The 673-nt window shown below is 47.3% G+C and carries 2 tRNA genes and 1 rRNA gene; all 3 read left to right on the top strand.

Annotated elements, in window-relative coordinates:
- Window positions 1-5: 5 nt before the first annotated feature.
- Window positions 6-79 (top strand) — tRNA-Ile (locus NG346_RS14345).
- Window positions 80-106: 27 nt separating this feature from the next.
- Window positions 107-180: transfer RNA gene (locus NG346_RS14340), tRNA-Ala, on the top strand.
- A 213-nt stretch (window positions 181-393) separates the two neighbouring features.
- A 23S ribosomal RNA gene (locus NG346_RS14335) occupies window positions 394-673 on the top strand; the annotation flags it as partial.

Here is a 673-nt window from a genome sequence, read left to right as displayed (position 1 = left end):
ATCATAGTCCTATAGCTCAGTTGGTTAGAGCGCCACACTGATAATGTGGAGGTCGGCAGTTCAAGTCTGCCTGGGACTACTTCAACATTCACCCCTCATCATTCACGGGGGATTAGCTCAGCTGGCTAGAGCACCTGCTTTGCAAGCAGGGGGTCAACGGTTCGAATCCGTTATTCTCCACAACGTAATGCTGATGCTGATGTATGATTTATAATTTCTACATTATACATTATTCATTACTCCGATCTTTGACATATTGACACAAGCTAAAACTGTAAAGTAGCAAAGTTCAAGACTTAACGAGGCGTACATAGAAATATGTATGCTGAGACAATACAATACAGCTGAAAGTATGAGCAACGTCCATGTTTCTTTTTAGGGATATGGACAGCGAAAGAAGTAGGAAAGGGCGCATGGCGGATGCCTTGGCTCATCCAGGCTATGAAGGACGTGATAAGCTGCGAAAAGCTCCGGGCAGGTGCAAATAACCTTTGATCCGGAGATTTCCGAATGGGACAACCCGGCCGTCTGAAGGACGGTCATCCACGCTTGTCGTGGAAGCCAACGCGGGGAACTGAAACATCTTAGTACCCGCAGGAAGAGAAAATAAATGAATGATTCCCCTAGTAGTGGCGAGCGAACGGGGAAGAGCCCAAACCGGTGGCGTGGCAAC

Origin of the sequence: Hallella absiana (genome assembly GCF_025457485.1) — a bacterium.
Taxonomy (GTDB): domain Bacteria; phylum Bacteroidota; class Bacteroidia; order Bacteroidales; family Bacteroidaceae; genus Prevotella; species Prevotella absiana.
Note: the sequence above shows the minus strand (reverse complement) of the source record. Positions and strands in the feature narration are given on the sequence as shown.